The organism is Achromobacter sp. AONIH1 (assembly GCF_002902905.1).
In the GTDB taxonomy this organism is placed as follows: Bacteria; Pseudomonadota; Gammaproteobacteria; order Burkholderiales; family Burkholderiaceae_B; genus Achromobacter.
This window is the reverse complement of the sequence record NZ_CP026124.1, coordinates 4265793-4280931: the sequence shown is the minus strand read 5'-3', so window position 1 is coordinate 4280931 and position 15139 is coordinate 4265793. Positions and strand designations below refer to the sequence as shown.

At 69.0% G+C, this 15139-nt stretch carries 14 protein-coding genes; 3 read left to right on the top strand and 11 right to left on the bottom strand.

Translation table 11 applies throughout. The annotated features are described in order from the left end of the window. Window positions 1-4 precede the first annotated feature (4 nt). The 8 genes from C2U31_RS19630 to C2U31_RS19595 form a co-directional block, all read right to left on the bottom strand. Window positions 5-790, bottom strand: coding sequence for an SRPBCC family protein (locus C2U31_RS19630; protein ID WP_199770856.1), 786 nt, complete (start codon window positions 788-790; stop codon window positions 5-7). Then, on the bottom strand, window positions 790-3159 hold the full coding sequence (locus tag C2U31_RS19625) for a xanthine dehydrogenase family protein molybdopterin-binding subunit (RefSeq protein ID WP_233772426.1): 2370 nt from the start codon (window positions 3157-3159) through the stop codon (window positions 790-792). The genes C2U31_RS19630 and C2U31_RS19625 overlap by 1 nt, the downstream gene beginning before the upstream one ends. Continuing rightward, window positions 3156-3659, bottom strand: coding sequence for a (2Fe-2S)-binding protein (locus C2U31_RS19620; protein ID WP_103274308.1), 504 nt, complete (start codon window positions 3657-3659; stop codon window positions 3156-3158). The genes C2U31_RS19625 and C2U31_RS19620 overlap by 4 nt, the downstream gene beginning before the upstream one ends. Further along, window positions 3656-4537, bottom strand: coding sequence for a xanthine dehydrogenase family protein subunit M (locus C2U31_RS19615; RefSeq protein ID WP_103274307.1), 882 nt, complete (start codon window positions 4535-4537; stop codon window positions 3656-3658). Before C2U31_RS19615 ends, C2U31_RS19620 begins: the two co-directional genes overlap by 4 nt. A 6-nt stretch (window positions 4538-4543) precedes the next feature. Next, window positions 4544-5539 (bottom strand): 4,5-dihydroxyphthalate decarboxylase, encoded by a 996-nt coding sequence (locus C2U31_RS19610; RefSeq protein WP_103274306.1) that lies wholly within the window; start codon window positions 5537-5539, stop codon window positions 4544-4546. A gap of 114 nt (window positions 5540-5653) precedes the next feature. Continuing rightward, complete coding sequence (locus C2U31_RS19605; RefSeq protein ID WP_103274305.1) at window positions 5654-6982, bottom strand: MFS transporter; 1329 nt, start codon at window positions 6980-6982, stop codon at window positions 5654-5656. A gap of 94 nt (window positions 6983-7076) precedes the next feature. Further along, a complete protein-coding gene (locus C2U31_RS19600) occupies window positions 7077-7640 on the bottom strand; it encodes a 3-phenylpropionate/cinnamic acid dioxygenase subunit beta (protein ID WP_103274304.1) in 564 nt (187 codons plus the stop codon). Further along, the gene (locus tag C2U31_RS19595; protein ID WP_103274303.1) at window positions 7625-8968 is read right to left on the bottom strand and encodes an aromatic ring-hydroxylating dioxygenase subunit alpha; all 1344 of its coding nucleotides are present in this window, start codon (window positions 8966-8968) and stop codon (window positions 7625-7627) included. The genes C2U31_RS19600 and C2U31_RS19595 overlap by 16 nt, the downstream gene beginning before the upstream one ends. Before the next feature lie 324 nt (window positions 8969-9292). Here C2U31_RS19595 and C2U31_RS19590 point away from each other — a divergent pair, with 324 nt between their 5' ends. The 3 genes from C2U31_RS19590 to C2U31_RS19580 are packed head-to-tail and all read left to right on the top strand — an operon-like array spanning window position 9293 to window position 12186. After that, entirely contained in the window at window positions 9293-10246 is a 954-nt protein-coding gene (locus C2U31_RS19590; RefSeq protein ID WP_103274302.1) for a PDR/VanB family oxidoreductase, read from the top strand. 39 nt (window positions 10247-10285) lie between these two features. Next, window positions 10286-11176 carry an alpha/beta fold hydrolase gene (locus tag C2U31_RS19585; RefSeq protein ID WP_158658408.1) on the top strand — a complete coding sequence of 297 codons (891 nt, stop codon included), beginning with the start codon at window positions 10286-10288 and terminating at the stop codon, window positions 11174-11176. 14 nt (window positions 11177-11190) lie between these two features. Further along, the gene (locus C2U31_RS19580) at window positions 11191-12186 is read left to right on the top strand and encodes a VOC family protein (RefSeq protein ID WP_103274300.1); all 996 of its coding nucleotides are present in this window, start codon (window positions 11191-11193) and stop codon (window positions 12184-12186) included. A 48-nt stretch (window positions 12187-12234) separates the two neighbouring features. Here C2U31_RS19580 and hcaB read toward each other — a convergent pair whose 3' ends face one another. The 3 genes from hcaB to C2U31_RS19565 all read right to left on the bottom strand — a co-directional run bounded on the left by hcaB (window position 12235) and on the right by C2U31_RS19565 (window position 15104). Then, window positions 12235-13050, bottom strand: coding sequence for a 3-(cis-5,6-dihydroxycyclohexa-1,3-dien-1-yl)propanoate dehydrogenase (gene hcaB / locus C2U31_RS19575; RefSeq protein WP_103276462.1), 816 nt, complete (start codon window positions 13048-13050; stop codon window positions 12235-12237). A 181-nt stretch (window positions 13051-13231) separates the two neighbouring features. After that, window positions 13232-14146 carry a LysR family transcriptional regulator gene (locus C2U31_RS19570; protein WP_103274299.1) on the bottom strand — a complete coding sequence of 305 codons (915 nt, stop codon included), beginning with the start codon at window positions 14144-14146 and terminating at the stop codon, window positions 13232-13234. A gap of 145 nt (window positions 14147-14291) precedes the next feature. Then, window positions 14292-15104 carry a 2-keto-4-pentenoate hydratase gene (locus C2U31_RS19565; protein WP_233772425.1) on the bottom strand — a complete coding sequence of 271 codons (813 nt, stop codon included), beginning with the start codon at window positions 15102-15104 and terminating at the stop codon, window positions 14292-14294. Window positions 15105-15139: the final 35 nt, after the last annotated feature.

Sequence of the window (15139 nt, the reverse complement as noted above, 5' to 3'; positions counted from 1 at the left end):
CGGCTCATCGCCCCCTGCCGAACAGCCGGGAAATTCCATATCCGATCCGCGCCCACACGGCCCGCAGGCCGATGCTGAGCATGTTCAGTTCGGCGGACGGCCTGGGCTCTCGCCCCGGCCGGCTGGCGATCCCCCTGGACTGGACCTGCGCCAGCACCGCCTGGGCCTGGGCCAGCACCGCCTGCGCCTGGAACAACAGCGCCTGCGCCTGCGGCGATCCGTGGCCGGCGTCAAACCCTGGCGCCGTGGCCTCGCGCGGCGACGCCCCTCCCGCATCCGCCGCCGCGCCGCCCGGCCGCTCGTCGCCAGCCATTGTGACGACCGCCGCGCCGCCAGCCCCCTGTGTCAGCATGACGCTCAGATTGCGCTCGAACTCCGCCAGGATCCGCCCGGCGACCTCGGTGATCATGCCGCTGCCCCGGCCATACTGCGCCACCGAGCCGGACAGTTCCAGCCGGGTCGTCACCGCGACAGCGGTGCCGCCCGCCGCCGGCTCGAGCGCGAAGCTGAACTCCGAGCTGACCGCGCCGCGCCCCTTGGGATCGCTCCCCGAACCGCGCAGCCAGGCGATGTGCGCGGCGTCGTCCTGGCGCAGCAGCTCGGCCTGGCCGTCGAAGGCCAGCTTGATCGGTCCCAGCCGCAGCGTCACGGAACCGCTGTACTTGCCGTCGCCCGAGGCCCCGGTCAGCCGCGCGCCCGGCAGGCAGGGCAGGATGCGCGGCACGTCCAGCATGAGCGCCCATGCGTCCTCCAGCGGCAAGGGCACATGAAACCGATTCGTGAACTCCATCAGCAATCTCCAGGGATTGAACCGCGCCCCTGGTCGATCAAGGCCAGAAGACGCATCGGCGTCAGCGGAAACTCCGCGATCCGCACGCCATGGGCGCGCAAGGCATCCTCGACCGCGCCGATCACGGCGGCGGCCACCGGCACCGTGGCGCATTCGCCTATGCCCTTGACGCCCAGGGGATTGAGCGTGGTGGGCGACGGCTGGAACAGCACGTCGATGCGGGGCAGCTCCGGCGCCGTCGGCAACAGGTACTCGGCGAAGGTCGTGGTGATGGGCTGCGCTCCCGCGTCATAGCCCATCCACTCGAACAGGGCGTTGCCAATGCCATGCGCCACGCCGCCGTGGACCTGCCCGCCGGCCAGCGCGGGATTGATGATGCGGCCGCTGTCGTGCACGGCCACATAGCGCAGCAGATGCACCGCCCCGGTGCCGGGATCGACCTCGACCTCGCAGGCATGCGAGGCGCCGGCGTAGGATTGGGCGTCGCAATAGAAATGCGCGGTCTCGTCCAGCCCGGGATCGTCGCGACCCGGCAGCGCGTATCCCGGCACGCCCTTCCACAAGGTGGCCAGCCGCGCCAGCGAGACCGCCCGGCCGTCCGGCGTCTTGATCTCGCCATCGGCCAGCAGCAGGCAGTCCTCCTCGACGCCCAGCAGCGCGGCGGCGCTGCGCAAGGCCTTGGCGCGCACCCGGCTCGCCGCCAGCGTCACCGCCGATCCCGCCATCATGGCCTGGCGGCTGGCGAATCCGCCCATGCCATGGCTGACGAACGCGGTGTCACCGGCCCGCACCTGGACGGCCTGCGCCGCCACGCCGAAATGCGCCGCGCACAGCTGCGCCAGGGTCGTCGCGATGCCCTGCCCCATGGCCAGCGCGCCGGTATAGACCGAAATCTGTCCGGACGGCGCGATACGGACCCGCGCGGACTCGAACGGCCCCCGCCCCGTCGGCTTGACGCCATTGGCCAGGCCGATGCCACGGCACAGGCCGCGCGCGGCCGCCTCGCGCCGGCGCGCATCGAATTCCGCATAGCCGATCTCGGCCAGCGCGCGCGCCTGCAGGGCCGGAAAATCGCCGCTGTCGATCGTGAGCGGCACCCCGGCCCTGGACTTCAGCGGCTTGACATAGGGGATCTGGTCCGCCGGAATCAGGTTGCGCCGGCGGCATTCCGCGCGGTCGATGCCCACGCCCTGCGCGATGCGGTCCAGCATGCGTTCCATCACGAATGCCGCCTGCGGATAGCCCGCGCCGCGCACGGTGGCCACGGGCACCTTGTTGGTATGGACCACGCTCACCTGCAGCCGACAGGCCGGCACCAGGTAAGGACCGGACAGGGACGATGCCGAGTTATACGGCACGTTGGTTCCCTGCGGCGTATAGGCGCCGTGGTCATGCACCATCTCGCCGCGCACGCCCAGGATCTGGCCGCGCGCGTCGGCGGCGAACTCCACACTCCAATACTGATCGCGCTCCTGGATCGCGCTGAGGAAATGCTCGCGCCGATCCTCCACCCATTTGACCGCCCTGCCCAGCTTGCGCGCGACGGCGGGCACGACGATCTCCTCCGGATAGATCATGAACTTCGCGCCGAAGCCGCCGCCCACCTCGGGCGCGATCACGCGCAGCTGGTCCTCGGGCTGGCCCAGCATCAGCGCGATGGCGTAGTGCAGCTCATGAGCCATCTGCGTCGAGGACCAGACGGTCAGCGCGTCGCCGGCCGCGTCCGGCGCCGCCAGCACGCCGCGCCCTTCCATCGGATGCGCCGCGCCGCGATGCGTCCAGAAGCGCTCGGCGAACACCCAGGCCGCCCCGGCGAACGCGGCCTCGCAATCCCCGTGTTCCAGCGTATAGCGCTGCAGCAGGTTCGACTCCAGCTCGCTGCGCACGCGCGGCGATCCCTCCTCGAGCGCGGCTCGGCAATCGGCCACGGCCGCCAGCGCCTCATACTCCACCCAGGCGACCGCCGCCGCGTCCTCGGCCTGGCGCCTGCTGTCGGCCAGCACCACCGCCACGGCCTCGCCGGCGAACGCGACTTCCGACCCGGCCAGCACGAACGGCGTCGCGTTGGCCGGCAGGTCGGCCAACGCGAATCCCAGCGGCATGCGCCATTCCGTCAGCTCGCCATAGAGATCCGCCGCTGCGTAGGCGGCCGTCACGCCCGGCATGGCTCGCGCGGCGGACAGGTCGATCGACACGATGCGGGCATGCGCGTGCGGGCTGCGCACGAAGCAGGCGTGCAATGGCGTCGCCACCGGAATGTCGTCCAGGAAGCGCGCCTCGCCCCGCAGCAGGGCCGCATCCTCGATCCGGGGCGTGCCTTCCCCCATCCCGCCGGCCGCGCCGGGTTCGACCGGACCGTGGCCGCTCATGCGCCACCCCCGCGCATCCGTCGCGCCGCCAGCAGCACCGCGTCCACGATGTTCTGGTAGCCGGTGCAACGGCACAAGTGACCGGACAACACGTCACGGATCCGCGCCTCGTCCGGATCCGGTTCATGGGCCAGCAACTCCGCCACCGACATCAGGATCCCCGGCGTGCAGAAGCCGCACTGCAGGCCGTGCAATTCATGGAAGGCCTGCTGGATCGGATGCAGGGAACCGTCGGGCCGCGCCAATCCTTCCACCGTGCCGATCTCCCGCCCCCCGGCCTGCACCGCCAGCATCAGGCAGCCGCGCGCCGAACAGCCGTCCACCAGCACGGTGCAGGCGCCGCACACGCCATGCTCGCAGCCCACGTGGGTGCCGGTCATGCCCAGCTCGCCGCGCAGGAAATCCGCCAGATTCATCCTCGGCTCGGCGCGTCCCTGCCGGGATGCGCCATTGACGCGCAGCCGGATGGGCAGCGCCTGTGCCTCGTCGTGCCTGCTCATGGCGGCCCCTCTTCGTGAGCGCAGGCGCGCGCCAAGGCCAGCGCCAATGCGCGGCGCGCCAGCACCGAGGCCAGGCGCTGGCGATACCAGGCGGGCACCTGGCTGTCGCCCGTCGCGACGACCTCGCCGCACAACCGCGCCGCCTGGTCCAGATCGTCCTCTACGCCGTGGCTGCCCGTCAGCGCCGCTTCGACCGCAGGCATGCGCAGCGGCGCGGCGGCCACACCGCCCAGCGTCAGCGAAACGCGCGCCAATCGTCCCGACGCATCGAGCGCGACCAGCGCCGCGACCGAAACGATGGCGAAGTCCCCACAACGGCGGGCGAATTCGAGGAAGGCATGGCCATGTCCGGCGGGCCAGGGCTGGACGCGGATGCTCGTCAGGATCTCATCGGCTTCCAGCGCCGGCGTCATGTAGCCCGCGAAGAAATCCGCCATCCGCAGCCGCCGCTCGCCGCGCACGCTGGCCGCCGTCAGCTCGGCGTCCATCGCCAGCGCCACGGTCGGCAGTTCGGCGGAAGGATCCAGCTGGCACAGGCTGCCGCCCACGGTGCCCCGGTTGCGGGTCTGGCGATGCCCGACCTGCAGGATGGCTTCGCGCCACAGCGGCAGGCGCCGGGCAACCAACGGCGAGAACTCCACATCGCGCTGCCGCGTCATGGCGCCGATCTCGATGCCGCCGTCCGATTCGCGCAGATAGGCCAGTTCCGCCACCCGGTTGATGTCGATGAGGCAATCGGGAAAGGCGAAGCGCATGTTCAGCATGGCCACGAGCGACTGTCCGCCCGCCAGGACGCGGGCGTTCTGCTCCCAGGCCAGCAGCCGCAGCGCTTCGGCCAGCGTGTCGGGCGCCAGGTAGCGGAAGGCGGGCGCTTTCATGATCGCTCAGATCTTCGACAGGTCCAGCGCCGACGGCGCGAACAATTCCTCGGGCGCCACGCGCCGCTTGGACAGGCCCTGTTCGAAGTGATAGCGCGAGAACGTGTCGATGGCGTGGCGGTTGGCCTCCAGGCCATAGGGCCAGAAGTCCTGTCCCATCAGCGCCCTCGCCTCGTCCAGGTGATGCACCATCCAGGGCAGCGTCGCGGCCAGATGGCAGATCTCGCCGAGATCGCGCACGGCCAGCTCCTTCGCCTTGATGAAGGCCTTGTAGACGCTGACCGGCAGCCAGGGATGCGCGGCCGCGAGTGATTTCCGGATGCCCACCATGTGCATGATCGGAAAGATCCCGCTGCGGCGGAAATAGGCTTTCTCGGCCTCGATGTAGTCGTCGCCGTACAACCTGCCCACGTTGGGCGCGCCCCGCAGGAAGCAGGATGGCGCGCGCGCGCCGATATAGCCGTCGATCTCCCCGTGCTCCAGCATGCCCGACAGCGTCTTGTCGGCGGGAATCTGCCGCAGGTCGATTCCAGGCCCCAGATCGATGGGCGCGCGCTCGCCGCGTCCGGGCTCCTCGACGCCGCCCCGGCGCCAGCCGATCTCCTCGGGCCGGACGCCATGCTCGTCCTGCAGGATCCCTCGGATCCAGACGTTGGCCGTGATCTGGTACTCCGGCACGCCGATGATCCGGCCGCGCAGGTCCTGGGGCGTGGCGATGCCCCGGTCGGTGCGCACGTAGATGCCCGACTGGCGGAACACGCGCGAGATGAACGCCGGTATGGCGACATAGTCGTTGTCGCCCCGCGCCGTCGTCATCATGTGGCTGCTCATCGAGATCTCGGTCACGTCGAACTCGCGATAGCGGAAGGCGCGGTGGAACGCCTCTTCCGGTTCGAGGGCGACGGCGGCGACCTCGCAGCCCTCGATGGGCGCCCGCCCATCGAACAGGGCGCGGGTACGGTCATAGTTGCCGCAGGCGAGACTGATACGCAAGGTGTTCATGTGAATGCTCCGCTGGGCCTTCCGGCCGCTCCGTTCCTGTCTGTCAGATCGAATGTCCCGGGCCGCCGTCGACCCGGATGTCCTGTCCCATGATGTCGCCGGCCTCTTGCCGGCTCAGTCCAGCGGCTTGCCTCGCAGATCGCGCAGGCCGAACGCCGCCAGCCCGCTCAGCGCGCAGAGCACGGCGATGTAGCCGTTGAACAGATCCGGCCAGCCCTTGCTGGCGAACCATGAGCCCAGATACGGCGCCGTGCCCCCGAACACCGCGATGGAGATGTTGTACGGCGCGCCCCAGCCTATCGCCCTGACCCGGGTCGGGAACTGCTCGGCGAAGCCGGCCGCGACCGCGCCGCTGCCCAGGCCGATCAGGGCCATGGCGGCGCAGGTCACCCAGGGCAGCGATCCGGCATCGGCCATCACGTAGCGCATCATCGGCGCGAGCAGCGCCGCGAAGACCAGCCACGACACGCCCAGCACCAGGCGGCGACCGATCCGGTCGGACAGCGCGCCGCTGATGGGCATGCACAGCGTGTAGACGATCAGGCCCAGCGTGCTCGCCGAGAAGGTGGTGGCCGCGGACACAAGGCCCTTGGCGCGCAGGATGTTCGGCACATAGCCAACCCAGATATAGAGCGCCATGGTCGGACCGATGGCCACCAGGAACAGCCTGAGCATGCTGGGCCAGTATTCGGCCGCGACCACGCGCAGGCTGCCGCGATCCTTCTTCCGCGTGGTCTTGGCGACCTGCAGGAACAGCTCGGATTCCGCGGCCGAACGCCGCATGTACAGTCCGAACAGACCCAGCGCCGCACCCAGCACGAACACCAGCCGCCAGCCGACGCTCTCCATTTGCGCCGGCGTCAGCAGCTGCGTCAGCAAGGAACCCGCCAGCGAGGCCGACAGCGTTCCCAGGCCGACGCTGATGTAGAAGAAGCTGCCGCTGAAGCCGCGATGCCGCGCGGGCGAGGCTTCGACGATATAGCTGCCGCCCGCCGAGGTCTCCCCGCCCATGGCCAGCCCCTGCAGCAGGCGCGCGGCGATCAGCATCGCCGGAGACAGCCAGCCCGCCTGCGCGAACGTGGGCACGACGGCGATCATCAGGCTGCCAGCCGCCATCAGGAAAATCGTCGCGGCCAGCGCGTTCTTGCGTCCGTGGCGATCGGTATAGATGCCGAAGATGAAGCTCCCCACCGGACGGACGAAGAAGCCGACGGCGAAGATCGCGAAGGTCGACAACAGCCCCGCCAGCGGATCGCCCGCCGGGAACACCTGGCGCGAGATATAGCTCGCGAACAGCGCATAGGCGAACCAGTCGAAGCACTCGACGAAGTTCCCCACCGCACCGACCATCACGGAATGATTGAGCGTTGACGGCCGACGCTCGCCGTCGCCCGGCTCTTGCACGGCCCGGTCCGCCCCCGCCGCAGTCGCGGTATTGTCCATGTCCCTTCCCCCTTGCACTGAAACAACACTTGAATGCTTATCGATGCCCGCGGCGATACCGGCCCGCGACAATCGGGCCGGACGAACCGTCCTGTCAGAAAAAGACGCTCAGGTTCGGACTGCCGATCACGGTGTGGTCCAGGTAGATTTCCCGGCGCGCCACCTGAAACCCATCGGAGGTCTGCCGCAGGACATCCTTGCGGCAGCCGAACCAGAGATCCTGCATGCTCTCGAGCCGAGAACGGTGCAGCACGAAATTGCTTTCGACGCGCAGTCCGCCATCGCCCAGCCTTCCGACGACACGCACATTGCTGACGACGTGCCGGGTCCGGGAATGCGGCTCCTCCGCCCAGGCAAAGCCGGTGCGCAGCTTGCGCACGCGGACGATCATCAAGGCCTTGGTTTCGTCGAACAGGGCGCCCTCGCCCGGACGGCTGAACTCCCCGGCCTCCTGCCCGGCCGCCCGCGTCTCGCGCACCGGCATCCAGTAGCTCAGGTCATCGGCCAGCAGTTCGAGCCAGTCCTCGAAGCGCCGCTCGTCCAGCAGGGCCGCCTCGCGGTGGTAGAACTGCTCGACCTCGTGTTGCAGCAACAGGGCCTGTATCCCCGCCATCAGCCCCGGCTGCGCGGCGCAGGCCGCGTTCAGGTCGTCGCGCATCGAAAGTGATCCGTGGGTTGGGTGTGGGCGGCGCGCAGCTCGGGCCAGGACGCCGCATCCATGAATTCGGCCCAGCAGTGATACAGCCACAGCTGCGCGTGCTCGTTGACCAGATCCTCGATCAGGGGAGGACTGTCGCCCAAGCGCGTCAGGCGTGCCCGTCCGAGTTTCATCGCGTAGTGCAGGTCGCGGTCCCGCGCGGCCAGGCTGCGCGCGCCGTGCGTGCTCTGGTCCCAGTTTTCCCCGTCATCCTGCTCGAACATCCCGGCGGGGCCGAAATGCCGGTTGGAGGAACGGATCTGCATGCGCCGCGTCTCTTCCGACGCATTGCGATCCACCAGGACCGTCTTGCGAACCTCCATCCTTCCGGGGCCCCTGGGATGCCGGACCATCAGATCGCGCGACCCGCTGTTGACGAAGAGATTCGGGAACACGTTCATGTTCGAGCGCTGCACCCGGGAACGCACCGGCCCGAGCCGCGCCTGGATGGCGGGGTCGAGCCGCCAGGCCGCCAGCGGCGAGCCCAGGTCCACTTCATTGGCCTCGGCGAAGTCGGCGTTGAGCCCGTGTCCATAGGCCGTCAGCAAGGTGATGCCCTTCTGTTCGCGCGTCGGCGCATACTGCGCCAGCGACTGCGCGCCGTTGCCGCCCAGATGCCCCGCCAGCATGGCCGAACGATGGGTCCAGGCGGCGTGGTACATGTCGCCGATCGCGTTGTCGGCGGCGAACTTCCAGTTGCCCTCGATGTTCCAGCGCACCACGCCCGGCGCCGCGACCAGATCGCCCTGGTCCAGCAGCAGGTCCAGCCCCCAGCGCATGTCGCCCAGGAATTCCTCGAGCGATGGCGCTTCCGGGTCGAAAGTGCCGAACACCAGGCCCTTGTAGCTGTCGATCCGCGCCACGCGCACCAGGCCCAGCGAGGGCTGGTCGATGTCATCCTTGTACAGTTCCGTCTTGCCCGGAACGCCGATCAGGTTGCCCTTGGTGTTGTATGCCCAGCCGTGATACGAACAGACGAAGCTCCGGGCATTGCCCCGATCCACCCGACAGACGCGGTTGCCACGGTGCCTGCAGGAATTGACGAGTCCATAGAGCTGGCCATCGCGGTCGCGGCACAGGATCACGGCCTCCTCGCCCATGTAGACGTGAACGAAATCGCCGGGATCGGGAACCTCGCTTTCGTGCGCCAGATATAGCCAGGCCCGCTTGAAGATGCGGTCCAGCTCCGCCCGGTAGATCTCTTCGTCGTGGAAGATCCGCCGCGACACCAGCCCCGCCTCGGGCCTGACGTACTGGCGGTATTTTTCCCTGCTCGCAATGGCATCCATATGCTGGTCCACACCCGTCCGATTGCGGCCTCATGCAAGCTGGACGCCGCCGGCCGATACTCGCGACGTCCCGGCATCTAAGCTAATGGCCGGGCGCGGCTCCTGTCCAAGACAGAATATTGACCGCAGGCATGCCGCAATGCGCTCGCGCCCCGTCGTGCGGCGCAGCAAGACAGATCGGATCGTTCCAGAACATCAAGGTCTGGCAGGCATCGCGCAAATGTATTCGACCTGCCCGCGAGCCCCTGCCTAAGATGCCTACGCTCCATGCCGGCATCCACGAGCGCCGGCGCGGCCCTTTCACGGCACCATGAGATCAGCACCATGACCCACGCCGCTCCCGAGCGCCTGCCGCTGCGCGTCCATGCCTTGCGGCGGATCGCCGAGACCATCATCGAACTGGACCTGCGCGGCGAAGGCCGGGCGCCAGCGCCCATCGAGGCCGGCGCGCACCTGGATCTGCATCTTCCGGGCGGCCTGACCCGCAGCTACTCGCTGACCAATCCCGGCGACGCCAGCGGCCGGTACGTGCTGGCGGTGGCGCTGGATGCCGCCAGCCGGGGCGGCTCCGCCTACATCCATGCCCGGCTCCGCCCCGGCGACACGCTGCAGGCCAGCGGCCCGCGCAATCATTTCCCGCTGGCGCCCGGCGCGGCCCCCAGCCTCCTCATCGCCGGCGGCATCGGCATCACGCCGATCTGGGCCATGATCCAGCGCCTGGCAGCCGAGCAACGCGACTGGCGGCTGCTCTATGCCGTGCGCTCGCGCGCCCGCGCCGCCTACCTGGATATCCTGCTGCAACGCTATCCGGACCGGCTGAGCCTGCACGTCGACGAGGAAGCCGGCGGCGCGGCCGATCTGGCGGGATTCCTGCGGACCGCGCCGGCGGACGCGCAGCTGTATTGCTGCGGGCCGGCGCCGATGCTGGATGCGTTCGAATCCGCGACGGCGGACCGGCAGCCGTCCCAGGTCCATCTCGAACGCTTCAAGGGCAGCGGCGATGTCGCCGCCGGTGGATTCACCGTGATCGCCGCGGCATCCGGCGGCAGCCATTTCGTGGCCGAGGGCAGCACCATCCTGGACACGCTGCTGGACGCCGGACTGGATATTCCGCACTCCTGCGCCGATGGCATCTGCGGCACCTGCGCGACCCGCGTCATCGAAGGCATCCCGGACCATCGCGACACCTTGCTCAGCGCCGCAGAGCGCGAGGCGAACAAAAAAATGCTGATCTGCGTTTCCGGCTGCAAGGGCAGCCGGCTGGTGCTCGATCTGTAGTCCCGGGCCAATGCGGCCCGACACACCAAGGAGAGAATGATGTCCCTATGGCTGAACGCGCTGGGCGCCAGCGTGCGCTTTCATGACGTCAACGGCGTGCGCACCCGTTGCCTGGAGGCCGGCGAAGGCCAGGCCGTGCTGCTGCTGCACGGCATAGGCGGCCATGTCGAGGCGTTCGCCAAGAACGTGGTTCCCCTGGCGCAGCGCTATCGCGTCATCGCCGTGGACATGCTGGGCCACGGCATGACGGACAAGCCGGACGGCGACTACATGCCGCCGGACTACGCCGCCCACATCCTGGCCCTGATGGACACGCTGGGCATCGCCCGAGCCCACATCGTCGGCGAATCGCTGGGTTCCTGGGTCGCGTACTGGATGATCCAGGCCGCGCCGTCGCGCGTGCTGTCCTGGACCTGCTGCGTGGGCGCCGGCCTGCAGGTGGACGGCTTCGACAACCTGCGCTCGCCCGGCGTGGCGGAACTGCGCAAGCGTTCCAGCCAGGCATCGGCGGCGCCGACGCGCGACAGCATCCGCGCACGCCTGGAGTGGCTGTTCCACGAACCCGGGCGCTTCGTCAGCGACGAACTGGTGGAAACGCGGCTGCGGTTCTGGTCCAACCCGGCCATGCTGCGGATACAGCCGATGATCGCCGGCATCATGGATCCCGAACGCGGGGGGCAGTTCTACATCACCGCCGAACGGCTCGAGCGCGTCGCCACGCCGACGTACTTCCTCTGGACCGAATTCAATCCCACCACGCCCTGGCAGGCGGCCGAGACGGCCAGCCGGCATGTCCGGGGATCGCGCCTGGACATCATGCCGAACTGCGGACACTGGCCGCAGTACGAGGATCCGGACGGCTTCCACCAGCGCCTGCTCGGCTTCCTGGACTCGGTCGCCGTGGGCGCCGATTGCACGCCGGCTTCTTGAACGAAAGGCCGATCATGCTACTGCAAAGCCTGGGCTATGTCGGGGTGGAAACCACCCGCCTCGACGAATGGCGCGTCTTCGGCCCGCGCATCATGGGTCTGGAGGTGGCGGACGCCACCGCCTCGTCGCTGGCCTTCCGCATGGACGACCGCAAGCAGCGCATCCTGGTGGACCAGGGCAGCGCCGACGGCGCCGTCTTCTACGGCTGGGAGGTCGCCGACGGCGACGCGCTGGAACGGCTCGCCGCCAGGCTGGACCGGGCCGGCGTCCGGGTGGAGGCCATGTCGCGGGCGGCCGCCGACCGGCGCCAGGTGGGGCGCGGCCTGTGCTTCCTCGATCCGTCGGGCAACCGCCATGAAGCCTTTTGCGATCCCGCGCTGGCGGATCGCGCATTCCGGCCCGGCCGCGCCATGTCGGGCTTTCGCACCGGTCCGCTGGGCATGGGCCATGTCGTGCTCATGGCGCAACGCATCGAAGACCTGCTCCCCTTCTATGTCGACGTGCTCGAATTCCGCCTGAGCGATTACATGCTGCATCCCTTCAAGGCCTATTTCTTCCACACCAACGCGCGGCACCATAGCCTGGCGCTGGCCGAGACCGGGATCAGCCGCAGGCTGCATCACCTGATGGTGGAGACCTACAGCCTGGACGATGTCGGCCAGGGCCTGGACCTGGCCGACGCCGACGACTGCGTCAGCGTCAGCCTGGGACGCCACAGCAACGACCTGATGACCTCGTTCTATGCGCGTACCCCGTCCGGCTTCATGGTGGAGTACGGCTGGGGCGGCCGCGACATCGCTCCCGACGCCTGGCAGCCGGTCGAACTGCGCGACGGTCCCAGCCTCTGGGGCCATGAGCGCGCCTGGCTGCCGCCCGAGGGGCGCGCGCAGGCGCTGGCCATGCGCCTGGACGCCGCGGCGCGGGGCGTGCGCGGCCCGGTCCAGGTTCTGCCCGGCAATCACCACGTCATGGAAGGCGCCTGTCCCTGGTGGGATGCGCTGCGCCGCTGAACCGCCCAGGATGGCCGGGCGGGAACCCCGCCCGGCACCCGTTCGGCGCTAGGCCGGCGCCACGCCCGAGGCGGGACGGATGCCGCGAATGTCGATGCCGCCATCGCACGCGATGATGCTGCCCGTGCAGACGCGGGCGGCGGTCCGGGACGCCAGGTACAGGTAGGCCCCCACATAGTCCTCGGCGACAGGATAGAAGTTCAGCGGCAGCATCGCCGCGATCTCGGCCTCCCGGCTCGCGGGATCGACCGGACGATCCCGCGCCGGCTGCCGCGACAGGGAATCCGGGCTGCGCAGATCGGAAGCCATTGCCGTCGGGGCCACGCCGTTGACGCGTATCGCCGGCGCCAGTTCGTAGGCCAGCTGGCGCAGCAGGCCGACAGCGGCGTGCTTGGACGCCGTGTACAGGGGACCGCCGCCGCCGGTGTGAAAGCTGGCGTTGGACAGCGTGAAGATCATGCTGCCCCGGCTTTGCAGCAAGGCCTGCGCCGCCGCGCGCGCGCCCAGAACCAGCGAACGGACGTTCACCGAAAAGACCTCGTCAAAAGCCTGGCCGATCCGCTCGGGCTCCAGCTGCAGCAGGCCGGTACGGTTGTCCCAGACGCCCGCATTGCCGATGAAGACGTCCAGCCTGCCGTACCGCGCCAGCGTCTCGTCCACGGCCCGCTGATTGGGATCCAGACGGGAACAGTCGCCTTCGACCACCACGATGTCGGGATGCGATTCACGCAGCGCGCCGGCCTTGGGCGGGGATTTTTCCAATACCGCGATCCGCGCGCCTTCCGCATGAAAGCGTTCCACGATCGCGCGTCCCAGGCCCGATCCCCCGCCTGTGATCAAGACGACTTCACCTCGAATATCCATCTGCGTCATGTCCTGTGTCGCGCAAGGCGGACCGCTACCGGGGTCCGCCAGGCATGCCGCCGGCGCCGCGCCGCGCGGCCCATGCGGCAATGCAGGAACACCTTAATGCGCGCCCCGCGCGCCGGTCCAGAAGTCTCTCGGCTCGCCTGCCATGCCGAAATGATCTGGCGCGCGCGGGCCGCTAAGCGCCGGCGCGCGACTTGCGCGCTTCCTCGCCGACCTCGCTCACGAGCTTGATGACGGCCTGCGTCGCGCTGGACAGATCGCCGCCCAGCGGCCAGACCAGCCGCAGCGTACAGGACCAGTCTGGCTGGAAGATCGGCCGGATCGCCAGTTCCCCGCGCTGGACCCGGCTGCTGACCACGCTGGCCGGCAGGATGGAATATCCCAGCTTCTGCGCGATCAGATCGCTCATGATCGAACCGGATTCCACCTCGAAGCGCACATGGACCTGCTCGCCAAGCTCGCGCGCCTTGTCTTCCAGCAGCGCGCGCAGCCGGTGCGGCGCCGCCGGCACCACCAGCGGCTGGCGCAGCGCCTCGGCCAGCGTGATCGGGCCATCCTCGGGCCGCAGCGCATCGGCATTGCCGACGAAGACGAAGGGCTCTTCGTACAGCACCTGTCCGGGCCTGCCCGTGGTCTCGTCGCTGCCGTCGAACACGCAGGCCAGATTCAGCCGGCCGTCGTCCAGCCATTCCTCCAGCGTATGGGACAGGCCTTCGACCATGTTCAGGTTGACGTCCGGGAGTTCCTGGATCGCGCGCCGGGCGATGATGCCCGTGATCCCTTCCATGACATTCGGCGGCACGCCCATGACCACCCGGCCATGCGGCGGACAGCTGAAGTCGCGCATGACCTGCTTCAGGGCCGAGGCCTGCGCGAGCAGCGCCCGCGCCTGCGGCAGCAGGAATTTTCCGGCGTCGGTCATCATGACGCCGCGCGAATGCCGCACGAACAGCTGCTGTTCAAGATCCTCTTCCAGCTTGCGGATCTTCAGGCCCAGCGCCGGTTGGGCGATGTGCAGCAGCTCGGCCGCCTTGGTGAAATTCTTCAGCTCGGCGATGGCGACGAACGCCTGTAATCGTCTCAGGTCCATTTCCGGCCCTGCCTCCCCCCACAACGCGGCTGTCGACGCGACGGCTTCGCAGACCTTTTTTCAACAGCCTAGGCCGGATCCCGCCCGTCAGCAAGACAGGGGTATCACCAAGGCCCCTGCCCCGTCCCGGCGCCCGGCGCCGCCCTCAGGATCCGGCCCCGCCCAGCTCGAAGCCCACGGTTCCCAGCCCGGCAATCCGCGCCATGACCCGGTCGCCCGGCCGTATCGCGCACATCGGTCCGAGCGCGCCGGTCATCACGATATCGCCGGCCCGCAACGGCGTGCCCAATTGCCGCATGCGCCGCGCCAGCCAGACGGCGGCATTCAGCGGACTGCCCATGCACGCACGCCCGTCACCCCGGGAAGCCGGCGCATCGTTGATCGTCATCTCCATGACGCACCCGGCGAAATCGAAGCCGTCCGCCCGGATCGCCGGCGTGCCCAGCACGAAGCGGGCGCTGGACGCGTTGTCCGCGATGGTGTCGACCAGGGAGATCTTCCAGTCCCTGATCCGGCTGTCGACGATTTCGATGGCCGGCAGCACGAAGGCGACGGCGCGCAATACATCCGCGACATTGGGCTCGTCCAGGTCCAGGTCGCTGCCCAGCACCAGCGCCACCTCGGCCTCGACCTTCGGTTGCAGCAGGCCGTCGGGCGGCAGGATTGCGCCGTCGCCCACGATCATGTCAGACAACAGGGCGCCATAGTCCGGCTGGGACACGCCCAGCTGGCGCTGCACCGCCATGGAGGTCAGGCCGATCTTGCGGCCGATGAGCCGCTGCCCACGCGCGATGCGACGCTCCACGTTCAATTGCTGCACGGCATACGCGGCCTCGATATCCTGCCCGGACAGCAGGCTGGAAACCGGCTCGCACTGCGCGCCGGTCATCTTCGCGTCGCGCAGCCTGCGCGCGGCCTCTTCGATGGCGAAGGCCGGATCGATGGCATGTTCTGTCACTCGGGTTCCCCTTTTCGATGGCTGACATCGGGAAG

What these genes read in the sequence shown, in the direction of transcription:
- C2U31_RS19620 (WP_103274308.1), bottom strand. Translation starts at nt 3,659, where the DNA reads ATGAGCAGGCACGACGAGGCACAGGCGCTGCCCATCCGGCTGCGCGTC.
- C2U31_RS19580 (WP_103274300.1), top strand. Translation starts at nt 11,191, where the DNA reads ATGCTACTGCAAAGCCTGGGCTATGTCGGGGTGGAAACCACCCGCCTC.
- C2U31_RS19605 (WP_103274305.1), bottom strand. Translation starts at nt 6,982, where the DNA reads ATGGACAATACCGCGACTGCGGCGGGGGCGGACCGGGCCGTGCAAGAG.
- C2U31_RS19630 (WP_199770856.1), bottom strand. Translation starts at nt 790, where the DNA reads ATGGAGTTCACGAATCGGTTTCATGTGCCCTTGCCGCTGGAGGACGCA.
- C2U31_RS19585 (WP_158658408.1), top strand. Translation starts at nt 10,286, where the DNA reads ATGTCCCTATGGCTGAACGCGCTGGGCGCCAGCGTGCGCTTTCATGAC.
- C2U31_RS19590 (WP_103274302.1), top strand. Translation starts at nt 9,293, where the DNA reads ATGACCCACGCCGCTCCCGAGCGCCTGCCGCTGCGCGTCCATGCCTTG.
- C2U31_RS19610 (WP_103274306.1), bottom strand. Translation starts at nt 5,539, where the DNA reads ATGAACACCTTGCGTATCAGTCTCGCCTGCGGCAACTATGACCGTACC.
- C2U31_RS19615 (WP_103274307.1), bottom strand. Translation starts at nt 4,537, where the DNA reads ATGAAAGCGCCCGCCTTCCGCTACCTGGCGCCCGACACGCTGGCCGAA.
- C2U31_RS19600 (WP_103274304.1), bottom strand. Translation starts at nt 7,640, where the DNA reads ATGCGCGACGACCTGAACGCGGCCTGCGCCGCGCAGCCGGGGCTGATG.
- hcaB (WP_103276462.1), bottom strand. Translation starts at nt 13,050, where the DNA reads ATGGATATTCGAGGTGAAGTCGTCTTGATCACAGGCGGGGGATCGGGC.
- C2U31_RS19595 (WP_103274303.1), bottom strand. Translation starts at nt 8,968, where the DNA reads ATGGATGCCATTGCGAGCAGGGAAAAATACCGCCAGTACGTCAGGCCC.
- C2U31_RS19570 (WP_103274299.1), bottom strand. Translation starts at nt 14,146, where the DNA reads ATGGACCTGAGACGATTACAGGCGTTCGTCGCCATCGCCGAGCTGAAG.
- C2U31_RS19625 (WP_233772426.1), bottom strand. Translation starts at nt 3,159, where the DNA reads ATGAGCGGCCACGGTCCGGTCGAACCCGGCGCGGCCGGCGGGATGGGG.